14 protein-coding genes are annotated in these 11,162 nt (G+C 70.7%); 7 read left to right on the forward strand and 7 right to left on the reverse strand.

Annotated elements, in window-relative coordinates; translation table 11 throughout:
• A partial coding sequence (locus ABF401_RS11385; protein WP_353509680.1) for a citrate/2-methylcitrate synthase occupies window positions 1–219 on the reverse strand: 219 nt, incomplete at its 3' end.
• On the opposite strand from ABF401_RS11385, the gene ABF401_RS11390 reads away from it, so the two are divergent.
• Window positions 202–519 carry a citrate/2-methylcitrate synthase gene (locus tag ABF401_RS11390; RefSeq protein ID WP_353509681.1) on the forward strand — a complete coding sequence of 106 codons (318 nt, stop codon included), beginning with the start codon at window positions 202–204 and terminating at the stop codon, window positions 517–519. The two genes, ABF401_RS11385 and ABF401_RS11390, sit on opposite strands and share 18 nt — an antisense overlap.
• 69 nt (window positions 520–588) lie before the next feature.
• Here ABF401_RS11390 and ABF401_RS11395 read toward each other — a convergent pair whose 3' ends face one another.
• A complete protein-coding gene (locus tag ABF401_RS11395; protein WP_353509682.1) occupies window positions 589–1,227 on the reverse strand; it encodes a TrmH family RNA methyltransferase in 639 nt (212 codons plus the stop codon).
• A 72-nt stretch (window positions 1,228–1,299) separates the two neighbouring features.
• Here ABF401_RS11395 and ABF401_RS11400 point away from each other — a divergent pair, with 72 nt between their 5' ends.
• Together ABF401_RS11400 and ABF401_RS11405 are read left to right on the forward strand one after the other, a co-directional pair.
• The gene (locus tag ABF401_RS11400) at window positions 1,300–2,025 is read left to right on the forward strand and encodes a DedA family protein (RefSeq protein ID WP_353509683.1); all 726 of its coding nucleotides are present in this window, start codon (window positions 1,300–1,302) and stop codon (window positions 2,023–2,025) included.
• A 129-nt stretch (window positions 2,026–2,154) separates the two neighbouring features.
• Complete coding sequence (locus ABF401_RS11405; protein ID WP_353509684.1) at window positions 2,155–3,072, forward strand: TIGR03086 family metal-binding protein; 918 nt, start codon at window positions 2,155–2,157, stop codon at window positions 3,070–3,072.
• Between the two features lie 35 nt (window positions 3,073–3,107).
• On the opposite strand, the gene ABF401_RS11410 is transcribed toward ABF401_RS11405, so the two are convergent.
• Together ABF401_RS11410 and ABF401_RS11415 are read right to left on the reverse strand one after the other, a co-directional pair.
• The gene (locus ABF401_RS11410) at window positions 3,108–4,025 is read right to left on the reverse strand and encodes a S1C family serine protease (protein WP_353509685.1); all 918 of its coding nucleotides are present in this window, start codon (window positions 4,023–4,025) and stop codon (window positions 3,108–3,110) included.
• A 171-nt stretch (window positions 4,026–4,196) separates the two neighbouring features.
• The gene (locus ABF401_RS11415; RefSeq protein ID WP_353509686.1) at window positions 4,197–4,931 is read right to left on the reverse strand and encodes a LemA family protein; all 735 of its coding nucleotides are present in this window, start codon (window positions 4,929–4,931) and stop codon (window positions 4,197–4,199) included.
• A gap of 97 nt (window positions 4,932–5,028) precedes the next feature.
• On the opposite strand from ABF401_RS11415, the gene ABF401_RS11420 reads away from it, so the two are divergent.
• Window positions 5,029–5,334 carry a DUF1905 domain-containing protein gene (locus ABF401_RS11420; protein ID WP_353509687.1) on the forward strand — a complete coding sequence of 102 codons (306 nt, stop codon included), beginning with the start codon at window positions 5,029–5,031 and terminating at the stop codon, window positions 5,332–5,334.
• The gene (locus ABF401_RS11425; protein WP_353509688.1) at window positions 5,334–5,996 is read left to right on the forward strand and encodes a hypothetical protein; all 663 of its coding nucleotides are present in this window, start codon (window positions 5,334–5,336) and stop codon (window positions 5,994–5,996) included. Before ABF401_RS11420 ends, ABF401_RS11425 begins: the two co-directional genes overlap by 1 nt.
• On the opposite strand, the gene pyrE is transcribed toward ABF401_RS11425, so the two are convergent.
• The 3 genes from pyrE to ABF401_RS11440 are packed head-to-tail and all read right to left on the reverse strand — an operon-like array spanning window position 5,970 to window position 8,207.
• Window positions 5,970–6,539 carry an orotate phosphoribosyltransferase gene (pyrE, locus tag ABF401_RS11430; protein WP_353509689.1) on the reverse strand — a complete coding sequence of 190 codons (570 nt, stop codon included), beginning with the start codon at window positions 6,537–6,539 and terminating at the stop codon, window positions 5,970–5,972. The genes ABF401_RS11425 and pyrE overlap by 27 nt on opposite strands.
• Before the next feature lie 53 nt (window positions 6,540–6,592).
• Window positions 6,593–7,363: an SDR family NAD(P)-dependent oxidoreductase gene (locus ABF401_RS11435; RefSeq protein ID WP_353509690.1), complete on the reverse strand. Its 771-nt coding sequence runs from the start codon at window positions 7,361–7,363 to the stop codon at window positions 6,593–6,595.
• 10 nt (window positions 7,364–7,373) lie between these two features.
• Window positions 7,374–8,207 (reverse strand): alpha/beta fold hydrolase, encoded by an 834-nt coding sequence (locus tag ABF401_RS11440; RefSeq protein WP_353509691.1) that lies wholly within the window; start codon window positions 8,205–8,207, stop codon window positions 7,374–7,376.
• A gap of 20 nt (window positions 8,208–8,227) precedes the next feature.
• Here ABF401_RS11440 and ABF401_RS11445 point away from each other — a divergent pair, with 20 nt between their 5' ends.
• Together ABF401_RS11445 and ABF401_RS11450 are read left to right on the forward strand one after the other, a co-directional pair.
• Entirely contained in the window at window positions 8,228–9,040 is an 813-nt protein-coding gene (locus ABF401_RS11445; RefSeq protein ID WP_353509692.1) for an exodeoxyribonuclease III, read from the forward strand.
• Window positions 9,041–9,097: 57 nt separating this feature from the next.
• Window positions 9,098–11,161 carry a transglycosylase domain-containing protein gene (locus tag ABF401_RS11450; RefSeq protein ID WP_353509693.1) on the forward strand — a complete coding sequence of 688 codons (2,064 nt, stop codon included), beginning with the start codon at window positions 9,098–9,100 and terminating at the stop codon, window positions 11,159–11,161.
• Window position 11,162: the final 1 nt, after the last annotated feature.

An 11,162-nucleotide genomic window follows, 5' to 3' on the forward strand; every position in this document is an offset into this window, starting at 1 on the left:
CGTCCAGCCGACCATCCGGGCGACGCAGAAGGTGGGGGTGAACATGGCCGGCTCGAGCCCTGCCACCTTCATGACGACCCCGGCGTAGAACTCGACGTTGGCATGGAGCTCCCGGCCGGGCTTGAGCCAGCGCGGGCGTTGCTCGACGACGCTCGGCGGGCCCCCGAGGCAGCCGCAGCCGCCCTGCGCGCCCACAGCGGCGTGCCCGGCTTCGGGCACTTCCTCTACCCCGATGGCGACCCTCGAGCCGAGCTCATGCTGACCACGCTCTGGAGGCGGCGTGGCACGGCCCGGCTGCGTCGACGAGTCGAGGAGCTGTCCGAGGCCGTCGCCGCCCACTCCGGCCTGCGGCCCAACATCGACCTGGCGAGCGCGGCAGTGATGCGGGCGCTCAACCTGCCGGCCGCCGCTGGCGAGGTCGTCTTCCAGGTCGCCCGCTCCTACGGGATCACCGCGCACGTGCTCGAGGAGTACACCGAGGCGCCCCTGCGGTGGCGCGGTCGCGAGGCCACCGGCTGACCCGACCCTCCCGCGAGGAGACGCGCCCCGCAGAGTGAGCCCAGCGGCATACGACGTGATCCGTGAGCGCTACGGCACCTGACCGAAGACGTGGCGGCGCACCCACGCGTGCATCGCAATGGCGGCAGCGGCACCGGCGTTGATCGACCGGGTCGAGCCGTACTGCTCGATGTGCAGGACGACCTCGCACTCGCTGCGCATCGGCCCGGACAGTCCCGGCCCCTCCTGACCGAAGACGAGGACGCAGCGGCGCGGAAGGTCGTAGGTCTCGAGCGTCACCGACCCCGGCAGGTTGTCGACCCCGACGATGGCCAGTCCCTCGCCGCGCGCCCACCCGGCGAAGGAGGCCGCGTCGACGTGGTGGTGCTCGTGCTGGTAGCGGTCGGTGACCATCGCCCCGCGACGGTTCCAGCGACGCTTGCCCACAATGTGGAAGGCCTTGGCGTTCATGGCGTTTGCCGTGCGGATGACCGACCCGATGTTGAAGTCGTGGCCCCAGTTCTCGACGGCGACGTGGAAGTCGTGTCGTCGCTGGTCGAGGTCGGCGACGATCGCCTCCTGCCGCCAGTAGCGGTAGGCGTCGACGACGTTGCGGCGGTCACCGTGCTCGAGCAGCTCGGGGTCCCAGTGGTCACCGGACGGCCACGGCCCGTCCCACGGGCCCACGCCGATGGTGTCGCGCTCGTCCCCGACCTCGCCCTGCGTCACGCCGTCAGGGTAGTGGCCACCCGATCTCACCCGATTCCCTCGCTGCCGGCACGGGACCTTACCCTTGAGCCCATGCATGCCCTTGCCGCACTCGCGCCCGTCACGCTGGGCCCGAACTGGATGGACCCCGCCTACCTGCTCGAGCAGTACGGAGCGGCATTCTTCTGGATCTCGCTCGCCATCGTCTTCATCGAGTGCGGCCTGCTCTTCCCGATCCTGCCGGGCGACTCGCTCCTGTTTGCCGTCGGCCTGTTCATCGCGACGGGCCAGGTGCACGTCAACCTCGGCGTGGCCATCGTTGCTCTCTTCGTCGCAGCCTTCCTCGGCAACGTCACCGGCTATGAGATCGGTCGGGCCATCGGCACGCCGCTCTACAACCGCGACGGTCGGTTCATCAAGAAGAAGTACTTCGACCAGACGAATGCGTTCTTCGACAAGTACGGGAACAAGGCCCTCGTCATCGGGCGCTTCGTGCCAATCGTGCGCACCTTCATCACCGTGGTTGCCGGGGTCGGCCGCATGGAGCGACGTCGCTTCTTCGAGTGGAGCGCGGTCGGCGCTCTCCTGTGGACGGCGAGCCTGACGCTGCTCGGCTACTTCCTCGGCAAGTCGTTCCCCGGCCTGCAGGACAAGCTCGAGATCGCCATCCTGCTCATCGTTGCCGTGTCGGTCCTGCCGATGATCTTCGAGTACCTCAAGCACCGGCGTGAGTCCAACGCCATCGCCGCCGAACTAGGCGAAGCCGCCGAGGACATCGCCAAGAGTGCCACTCACCACGACCGTGGGGACCGTCGCTGAGCGCTTCGCCGGGTTACGTCCCATTCGGCCGTATGCCGCTGGGCCGGCTTCCGCGGAAAGCCTCCCGAGCGCTGGGCTGGAGCCTCACACTGGACGAGCAGGGGGCAGCACTCCGGATCGGAGCGACCGATGGACGTTGGTACCCTCTACCGCCGGACGCTCGAGATCTGGGCCGACCGAGTCGCCGACGCCGCAGGCTGCGACTGGACCGCTCCGACGCCCTGCCGTGAGTGGACCGTCCGCGACCTGGTCAACCACGTCACGGGCGAGGACCTGTGGACGGCGCCGCTGCTGCGTGGCGAGACGATCGAGCGGGTTGGCGACCGCTTCGAGGGGGACCTGCTCGGGTCAGAGCCGGTCAGTCGCGCCCTGTATGCCGCTGGGCAGGCGAGCGCGCTCGTCGCGGAGATGCTGCCCCGGCAGGGCACGGTCCACCTGTCCTACGGCGAGGAGTCGGTGGAGGAGTACGTTCACCAGCTCGCCGCGGACCACCTCGTCCATGCCTGGGACCTCGCCGCCGCAACCGGTGGCGACACGCACCTGGATCCCAAGCTGGTCGCGGAGGTCACCCGATGGTTCGCTGGACGTGAGGACGGCTACCGGTCCGCCGGGGCCATCGGCCCACGGATCGGAACCTCTGGCGACCCCCAACACGACCTGCTGTCCGCCTTCGGCCGGGACGCCCACTGGGGGCCCAACCATGCAGGTCTGGCTCGGTTCTCGGCCGCATTCGAGCGCGGCGACATCGAGTCGATCATGGCCCACATGACGGACGACTGCGTCTTCGAGGCCACCGGGCCGGCGCCTGACGGCACTCGGCACGAGGGCGCCGAGGCCGTCCGGCAGGTGTGGGAGGAGCTGTTCTCCACGACGAGGGACGCCAGTTTCACCGAGGAGGAGCTGTTCGTCGACGGTGAACGTGGCGTCCTGCGGTGGCGGTTCTCGTGGTCGAACGAGGATGGCACTCCCGGGCACGTCCGAGGCGTCGACGTCGTGCGGCTGCGCGACGGCAAGGTCTGCGAGAAGCTCTCCTACGTCAAGGGATGATGCCCGGCTCGAACGCGGCACGCCATGCCGGCCGTTCAGTCGACGAGCTCTGCGGGCCGTGCCACGACGTCGACCATTGCGCCGTTCCGGAGCACGGTGATCTCGGTGCGTCGTCCGATGGCGTCCTCGAACATGAGGCGCTGCAGTGACTGGGCATCGGCCAGCGGGGTGCCGTCGACCGCGATGATGAGGTCGCCGGGCTGGATCCCGCTCGTTGCCGCCGGGCTGCCACTGACGACCTCCGCGACGCGAAGGGCGTGCCGCCGTCCCGTCCGCTCGACCCACCGCTCGTCGAGCGGGGTCGGAACGCTGACGAGGCCGAGGTAGGCCCGCCGCACCCTGCCGTCGTCACGCAGCGCACGAAGGATCCGCCGGGTCGTCCCGTTGATCGGCACCGCGAGGCCGACGCCGATGCCAGCGACGGCGGTGTTGATCCCCACGACGCGACCGCGGGCGTCTGCCAGGGCCCCGCCGGAGTTGCCCGGGTTCAGGGCCGCGTCGGTCTGGATGACGTCCTCGATGAGCCGGGTCGCCGTGCGGCCGCGGGCGGGCATGGAACGGCCGAGGGCGCTGACCACACCCGCGGTGACGCTGCCCTCGAGGCCGAGCGGGTTGCCCACGGCCACGACGAGCGAACCGACCCGGAGCCGGTCGGCGTCGCCGAAGTCCGGCGGGTCCGGGACGTCGGCTCCCGTGCGGATGATCGCCAGGTCCGAGAGAGGGTCGCGACCGACGACGGCGAACGGACCGGTCACGCCGTCCCCGAATGCCACCTCGCCGCGGCTGGCCTCGCCCACGACGTGGGCGTTGGTGATCAGATGTCCCTCGGCGCTGAGGACAACCCCTGAGCCGGCGCCGCGCCTGGTGCGCACTGATGCGACCCGCGGCGTCAGGTGCGCGGCCACGCCCGTCACCACGGCGGAGTAGGCGTCCAAGGCCTCGTCATCAGTCATTCCCGTGAAACGAGCGCCGGCCCGGACCCGATTCCCCTGATCGCTGCAGGCGAACACCAAGCCGCATGCCGCTGGGCCGGGTCTCCGTCGAATGTGCACTTCGCGACGGGCCTGCGCAGGGATGAGGCGAGCGGCGGCGTCAACCGCGCACTCGAGCGAGCGGCCGGGAGCTCACTCGACGGGCGGGTGCCGATCGACCGTCGGATCGGGCGCCTGGGCCTGCGGCAGGCCGCTCGCGCTCTGGCTCTGGCCCGGCTGCGTCGTCGGTCCCGTCACGGCGCCGGGCTGCGTCGAGGGGCCGCCGACGATAGGCGGCGTCGGCGCGTTGCCGAAGGTGCCCGGCGCCTGGTTGCCGAAGCTGACGTTGGGTACCTGCGCCTCGACCGCCGAGGTCTCGAAGTACTCGGCGCGCTTGATGCTGGCCAGGTTCGCGAGGATATTCGTCGGGACCGACTCGACCTTGGTGTTGAGGTCGCGCACGAGCGCGTTGTAGTAGCGGCGCGAGCTCGCGATGCGGTCTTCGGTGCTGGTCAGCTCGGCCTGGAGAGCCTGGAAGTTCTGGTTCGCCTTGAGGTCGGGGTAGGCCTCGCTCACGGCGATGAGCCGTCCGAGCGCCTGGCTCAGCATCCCTTCCGACTCGGCCGCCTGGCCCGGCGTCTGACCTCCAGCCATGGCCGCCGACCGGGCGCGCATGACCTCCTCCAGGGTGCCGCGCTCGTGCGACGCATATCCCTTGACCGTCTCGACGAGGTTGGGGATGAGGTCGTGACGGCGCTTCAGCTCGACGTCGATCTGGCGCCAGCCCTCCTCAACCTTGTTGCGCAGGGCGATGAGGCCGTTGTAGGCGGTGACGCCCCAGATGCCGAGGATGACAACGAGGCCGAGCAGGATCCAGACGACGATCATGACAACTCCCGATTCGCGGTGGTCGGTGCACCGATCCTAGTCCGGTGGCCGGTTCCGACCCCGGTTCGTTGTCGGTGCTGCGCCCTAGATTCTGGGAATGGAGTCGTGCCGGTTCACTGCGGAGCTGTGGCGCTGGAAGGCGCAGGACGGCTGGTTCTTCGTGACGCTCCCCGAGGCGGCGTCCGCCCTGGTGAGGGAGCGGCCGCGCCCGCCGCGAGGGTTCGGGTCGGTTCGAGTGCGGATCCACGTCGACGGCCCCGGCCCGGCGACGGTCTGGGACACGTCGGTGTTCCCGGACTCGACGAGCGGCTGCTACGTCCTGCCGATGAAGAAGACAGTGCGGGCGGCCCATGACCTGGAGGACGGCGACCCCGTCGACATCCTCCTGGAGGTGCTTGAGTGATGCCGGCGACCGAAGCGCGGGCACCCGCTCGCAACCGGGTCAGCCCCCTGGGCGAGGTCGTCGCCGCGCCCGGCCGCGGAGCGTGGATGGGCAACCGCGGACGACTGCACGAGGGGCGCGGCAGCCGAGACGTCGTGCGCAACCACCAGACCCGCGCCTGGATCACCTGCCGCCTGTCGTTCTGGGACCGCCGGGCCGCCCAGTGGGAGCCGGGGCACTACACGCCGCTCTTCTTCCTCGACGAGGCCGTCGCCCTCGCCGCCGGCCACCGGCCGTGCGCCGAGTGCCGGCGACCGGCCTACACGGAGTTCCGTGGGCTCGTCGCCCAGGGTCTCGGCGTCACGCGCCTACTCGCGCCGGAGCTCGACCGGCTGCTCCACGAGGAGCGGTGGGACGCGCGCCACCGGACCCGCCGGTTCCACAGCGCTCGGTGGCCGGACCTGCCCGAGGGCGCCTTCGTGCTCATCGACGCCGGCCCGGCCCTCGTCCGGGACGACCACCTGACCCTTTGGCTCCCGGACAACAGCTACGGCGAGCAGGTGTCCCGGCCACGCTCCGGGACGGCGACCCTCGTGACACCGCCCTCCACGGTCGCGGCGCTGCGACGCGGCTATCCGCTGCAGGTCGGCACTGCCTCACCCGAGGCCGAGGTCGGCAAGTGAGTAGGCAAAGCGGTACTCGATTCCCGCCTCAGCGCGGATGCGCTCCCCCGCACCCGTCGCACGGTCGGCGATCGTGGCGACGGCGACGGGAGTGGCGCCGGCGTCGCGGACCGCCTTGATCGCCTCGAGCGGAGAGTTGCCGGTCGTCGTGGTGTCCTCGACGACGAGGACCTGTCGGCCCTCGATGGGGGGCCCCTCGATGCGCTGCTGCAGCCCGTGTGCCTTGCCGGCCTTGCGAACGACAAAGGCGTCCAGGCGCTCGCCCGCCGCGGCCGCCGCATGGAGCATCGCGGTCGCAACCGGGTCGGCGCCCACCGTCAGGCCGCCGACCGCGTCGTAGGTGAGGTCCTTGGTGAGCTCGCGCATGACGATGCCGACGAGGGGCGCTGCCTCGCCGTCGAGCGCGATCCGCCGTAGGTCGACGTAGTAGTCGGCCTCCCTGCCGGAGCTGAGCGTGACCCGACCGTGGACGATCGCCTTCTCCCTGATGAGCTCGAGCAGTCGGGCACGGGCAGGGGCGACGTCGGTCTGTGGCTGGGTCACAAGGCTTGATCGTATGCCGCTGAGCCGGCCCCCAGCCCCATCGCCCTCACGCGTCAGCGGCGTCTGCGGGCGATCTGCGCAGCCCGGCGCATGAGCGGGCGGGGTGCGATGTCGAGCAGCCCGACGATCGCCTTGTACTGCAGCCCGGGAACGGAGACGACCTTGCCCCGGCCGACGTCACGGAGACAGTCGGCCACGAGGTCCTTCGGGTCGAGCCACATGAAGTCCGGGCCGGGCGTGGACAGGCCGGCCCGCGCCTGGAACTCACTGTGCGTGAAGCCCGGGCACAGGGCGGTCACCGTGACTCCCGTGTCGTCGAGCTCTGCCGCCAGACCTTCTGTGAAGGTCGTGACCCAGGCCTTGGCCGCGGCATAGGAGCCTGATGGGAGGAACCCGGCGACGGAGGAGACGTTGATGATGATGCCGTGGTGCCGCTCACTCATGGCACGCCCTGCAGCGTGGGACAGGACCAGCACTGCACGGACGAGCACGTCGAAGGCCGCCTCCTCGTCCCGGAGCTCACTGCGGAGGAACCGGCGGCGCAGGGCGAACCCGGCGTTGTTGACCAACACGTCGACGGGACGTCCAGCGTCCCCCAGCCGGTCGGCGACCGTCTGGAGAGCCGGCCGGTCGGAGAGGTCAGCGACGAGCACCTCGGACTCAGCGGCACACGACTGCTTGAGCTCGTCGGCCACCTCGCGAAGGCGGCCTTCGTTCCGCGCCACGAGAACGAGGTCGTGTCCGCGCTGCGCGAGCTGGCGGGCGAACTCGCGGCCGATCCCGGAGCTGGCGCCGGTGACGAGGGCGACGGGCCGTGTGGTCATGGGGCTCACCTTAGGCCTGGGTGCTCTGGGCCCGACGGATGATCGCGGCAGCGCACTCGTCCGGTCGCGTCTCGGGCAGCCAGTGTGTTGCGTCGAGCTCGACGAACTCGTACGGCCCGGTCACGTGGTCGCGGGTCAGCTCTGCTGCATGCCGACCGAGCGCCACGTCTCGTGACCCCCAGACATAGGTCGCCGGCACGCCGACTCTGTGGGCGCGGACGGTCGAGGACCGCGTGGCGCGGTACCAGCTGATCGGTCCGCGCAGCGCCTCGGGCTTGGCCAGCCGCGCCGCGTAGCGCTCTGCATCCTCGCTGGGCAGGCCGGACCCGACCATGAGGGAGCGGAACGCGGCGGCGACAATGCGTTCCGGGAGGACCGGGATCTGGAAGGCGGCCAGGTACCACGACCGGCGCAGCTGGTCGAAGGTCCGCAGGGCGCGGGACAGCGCCGCCGGATGCGGGGTCGCGAGGACTGTCACCGACGCGACGCGGTCCGGGTGGTTGCCGGCGACGAGCCAGGCGACGACGCCGCCCCAGTCGTGACCGACGAGGTGGACCCGTTCGTGACCTGTTGCGTCGATGAGCGCGATGACGTCCCCGACGAGGTGCTCGAGGCGATACGCGTCCGTGCCGGGTGGCCGGGCACCAGCGCAGTAGCCCCGCTGGTCCGGCGCGTAGGTCCGCATCCCGGCCGCATGCAGCCGCTCGCTGATGCGGTCCCAGCTCGAGCGGTCCTGTGGGAAGCCGTGCAGCAGCACCACCGGTGTGCCATCGGCCGGCCCGGCATCCGTCACGTCGAAGGCGAGGCCGAGATGCTGGAGGGTCGCGATCCGTTCGGGGCGCATGCCTCCTAGGGTAGGGAACCGTGCGCATCGCGACCTGGAACGTCAACTCCATCCGCTCCCGAATCGACCGCGTCGCGGACTGGCTCGTCCGGAGCGACGTCGACGTGCTCGCCCTCCAGGAGACCAAGGCCCGCGAGGACCAGTTCCCCTACGACCGGTTCACGGACCTCGGCTACGAGGTGGCCCACCACGGGCTGTCACAGTGGAACGGCGTGGCAGTCGCGTCCCGCGTCGGGATCGAGGACGTGGAGCTCGGCTTCGACGGGATGCCCGGATGGGGCGAACCGGTGGCCGAGGAGGCCAGGGCGATCGGTGCGACGTGCGCAGGCGTCCGCATCTGGTCGCTCTACATCCCCAACGGTCGCACTCTCGAGGACCCGCACCTGCTCTACAAGGTCGACTGGCTGCAGGCTCTCGCGGCGGCCGGCCGAGCCTGGCTGGCCGAGGACCCGAGCGCCCAGATCGCCCTGCTCGGCGACTGGAACATCGCGCCGTTCGACGAGGACGTCTGGAGCGTGCCCTACTACGAGGGCCGCACGCACACGTCGCCGAAGGAGCGCGCCGCTTTCCAGGGCGTCGTCGACGCGGGCTACGTCGACGTCGTCCGGCCGCACGCTCCGGGTCCCGGTGTCTACACCTACTGGGACTACACGCAGCTTCGCTTCCAGAAGGGCCGGGGAATGCGGATCGACTTCGCCCTGTGCTCGGCGGCGCTCGCGGCGCGGGTGACCGGCGCAGCCATCGACCGGGAGGCACGCAAGGGCAAGGGCGCGAGCGACCACGCGCCGGTCGTCTTCGACATCGACGGACCGGCTGACCGCAGCGTGCCGTAACGACACCCACAGGCGAGGCACAGCAAACGGCCAGCAACCCCGCCTAGCATTGAGTGAGTGGCCCGTCGTGCCCACCCATTGAGCCGCATTCCAGCGCTTTTCGTGGCGTTCGTCGCCGCGGCGGTCGGGCTCGGACTGCTGTCGGCGGGGATCGCCATTCCCGGCGTCGCCGGGCTCGGCCGACTCGCCATCGCCGGCGCCGACACGATCAGCGCGCTGCCGGCATCCTTCGTGGCCACGCCGCTCGCGCAAGGGTCGCGGATTCTTGCCGCAGACGGATCGCTGATCGCGACACCCCAGGACAAGGACCGCGTCCTCGTGCCTCTCTCGGCCGTGGCCCCGGTCATGCGCCAGGCGCAGGTGGCCATCGAGGACAGCCGGTTCTACTCGCACGGCGCGATCGACCCGGAGGGGATCGCGCGAGCGCTCGTCGAAGACCTCCGCACGGGGCAGGCGACACAGGGCGCGTCCACGCTGACCCAGCAGTTCGTCAAGCTCAGCCTCGAGGAGCAGGCCCGCGCCGCCGGCGAGGACGCGGCAGCGCAGGCCGCCACGGCAAAGACTCTGGTGCGCAAGCTCACCGAGCTGCGCTACGCGACGACGCTCGAGCGAGAGTGGACCAAGGACCGGATCCTGGCTGGCTACCTCAACATCGCCTACTACGGCGATGGCGCCTACGGCGTCGAAGCGGCGGCAGAGCACTACTTCGGCATCCACGCGAGCCGGCTGACGCTGTCCGAGGCCGCCACGCTCGCCGGGCTGGTTCGCAGCCCGAGCGCGACCGACCCCGTCCACCACCTCGCGGCCGCGACCGCACGGCGCAACGTCGTGCTGGACCGTATGCACGACCTCGGGCTCATCAGCGCGGCCGACTGGCGCGCCGCGGAAAAGCGTTCTCTCGCAAAGGAATTGGACGTGACGCCGCCCCTGAGTACGTGCGCCCTATCGCCACATCCATACTTCTGCGAGTTCATCCTCCAGTGGCTCGAGCGGCAGCCTGCGCTCGGCGACACGGTGGAGGCGCGGCATGACCTGCTCTACCGGGGCGGGCTGACCATCCGCACGACCCTCGACCCGGACATCCAGCGAATCGTCGACCGGTCCCTTCGTGAGGTGGCTCCGGAGCGGAACTCGCTGCGGGTCGCTGCGGCTGCCTATGTCACCGAGCCAGGCACGGGGCGCGTCGTCGCCTTCGGCCAGGACACCCGCTTCGGCCTGAAGTCAGCTCGGGGCGTCACGGCTATCAACTACGCCGTGGACCGGGCGTACGGCGGCTCGGGCGGCTTCCAGTTCGGCTCGACGGCCAAGGCGTTCTCGCTCGTGACCGCGATGCGCCAGGGCCTGGGCCTCCGGGCCAGTGTCGACGCCCCCGCAGCCGGGCCGCACGCGGCCGCCACCTTCACGCCGCACCAGTTCCCCCAGCCCTGCGGCCTCGCCGTGCCATGGCATGTCTACAACGACACGGCGTGGCGGGGCGGACGGATCTCGCTCATGGAGGCAACGGCACGCTCGACCAACACTGCCTTCGTCGCGCTGGCGACTCGGCTGGGCGTGTGCGCCATCCGGGACACGATGACGGCGTTCGGCGTCCACGGCGCGGACGGGTCACCCATCGGGACGTACCCACCGCAGGTCGTCCTTGGGGCGCAGACGGTGTCGCCGCAGACGATGGCCAACGCCTATGCGGGCCTCGCCACCGGGGGGACGGTCTGCCAGACCTTCCCGGTCACCGAGGTCGACCAGGGCGGCCAGGTTCTCTGGCAGCCGAGGCCGTCGTGCAGGCAGGTCGCGGACCGGCCAGACGTGGCGCAGGCGACGAAGTATCTGGAGTACAACATGACCCACGGCTCCGGCATCCTCAACCAGCTGCCCGGCCGTCCCTCGGCCGGCAAGACCGGAACTGCGGACGGCAACGCCCAGTCGTGGTTCATCGGCTACACGCCACAGCTGGCGACGGCGGTCTGGGTCGGCAACCCGACGAACCCGACCCGCCGGATGTTCAACGTCTCCATGGCCGGCAAGTCGTGCACCGCGATGACGGGTGCCTGCTACGCGGCGCCGATCTGGAAGCGGATCATGAGCCGCGCCCTCGACGGCCAGCCCGTCCAGCGGATGCCCTGAC

It is taken from the genome of Intrasporangium sp., assembly GCF_040414665.1.
Lineage (GTDB): Bacteria > Actinomycetota > Actinomycetes > Actinomycetales > Dermatophilaceae > Intrasporangium.